This is a genomic window from Sporomusa sp. (assembly GCF_057736855.1).
In genome coordinates, this window is sequence record NZ_JBYKYF010000454.1 from 1 (window position 1) to 1,749 (window position 1,749).

Genomic DNA, 1,749 nt, shown 5'->3' on the forward strand with positions numbered 1-1,749 from the left:
CTACCAGCAAAATGATTTCTGCTGCTGCCGTCAAAGCATCTTGGCGCATATTCATGGGAGTAGCCCCCGAATGGTCGGCCTGGCCTGTTACCACTACCTTCAGCCGCGTCGGAGCAGCAATGCCTGTCACAATGCCGATTTGGTTGCCCATGGTTTCCAACACTTTCCCCTGCTCAATATGCAGCTCAAAAAAGGCTTTGATAGGTTTGTCATAACGTGCTTGTCCGATCTTTTCAGGTTCAAGCCCTCGCTGACGCATTGCTTCAGCTAATGTGATTCCGTGCTTGTCGATATATTGCTCTAATTGAGCCAATGATAATTTACCGCAAAACGCTTTACTGCCTAAGGTTGCCATGCCAAACCGGCTCGACTCTTCGGCCATAAATACGACCACTTCAATGGGATGGACTGTCGGTTGCGCTTCCAGGCACCGCACCACCTCAATCGCTGCTAAAACACCAGCTACTCCATCAAAGTTTCCGCCATTAGGGACACTATCAATATGCGATCCCAGCATAACAACAGGTGCTTTCGGATTAAGGCCTTCGCGACGACCAATCAGGTTGCCAAAAGTATCGGCTCTAACCGTAAGTCCTGCCTGCTCCATCAGCTCAATAATATACTTTCGCGCTTGCCAGTCGGCATCCCCGAAAGCCAGCCGCGTAATACCGCCGCCTTCCTCAGCGCCGATGGCCGCCAGCCTGCGGAAATTGTCTTCTAGTCGTTTCACCGAAATCATAGCTACTTCCCCCTTCTTCTGCCTTATTTTCATGCAAACTTAATTTGGACATTGGATACTTGTTGATTAGGTTGTTAATTTTATCTTCTTATTTTGTTGGATGCGTTCAAGGTTCATCACCACAATAGCCAATAAAGTCACCGCGCCACCGATCAGTTGGATAGGCATCACGCTTTCCCCCAAAATAAAATAGCCACCAATGACTCCAACAACGGGAATGAGATTAAGATACAGGGTGGTAATCGCAACATCCAAATGTTTAAGTACATACATATACAGCAAATAACCAACCACTGAGCAGAATACTGCCAAAAACAAAATATGCGCCATAGCTGTCAAGGAAAATAGCCGCCATTCATTTACTTCGGTAAATGACAAGGGTATCAGAAGGATGGTGCCGATCACCGTTTGATAGGTGGTTAAGCACATGCTTGAATATTTAGATTGCAGTGACTTATTGACAAGCGTATAGAAGGTCCAGGATAACATTGCACCCATGACAAAAACATTGCCGATAAAGTTGGCCGAGTTAAAATCAATCTGGCCATTGGCGGTTACCGAAAGATACATGCCAACAACGGCAATGGCCATCCCCACCAGCTTCATACCTGATAGCTTTGCACCGAAAAACAATATATCCAGACAGATGGCTAATATCGGAATGATAGTAACAATCAACGCCGCATTAACCACAGTAGTTAGTTTAACACCAATGTTTTCAAAATAAAAATACAGCGTGATTCCCAAGCAACCGGCCAGCACCATACGCGGGATATCCGCCTTGGCTACCTTGGCACCAGGTTCAAGCTTTTTCAGTAATACTCCCAGAAGCACCGAAGCAATGGTAAAACGGATAAGCGCCATAGTTACCGGCGGTACCTCGGAGACCGTAATTTTGATACTTACATAGGACAATCCCCACAAAAGAACTGTCACAAGCATCAGTATATTGGCAATGATAGATTTATTATCCCATATGCTAACATTTTCCTTTGCCGCAATCACAATAA

General features: G+C 45.7%; 2 protein-coding genes. Both read right to left on the minus strand.

Going from position 1 to position 1,749, the window contains the following annotated elements; all coding sequences use genetic code 11:
- A partial coding sequence (locus AC29Z1_RS17555) for a hydantoinase/carbamoylase family amidase (RefSeq protein ID WP_488272732.1) occupies window positions 1-739 on the minus strand: 739 nt, incomplete at its 3' end.
- A 66-nt stretch (window positions 740-805) separates the two neighbouring features.
- Window positions 806-1,749, minus strand: a 944-nt coding sequence (locus AC29Z1_RS17560) for a DMT family transporter (protein ID WP_488272733.1), incomplete at its 5' end; no start/stop codon positions are given.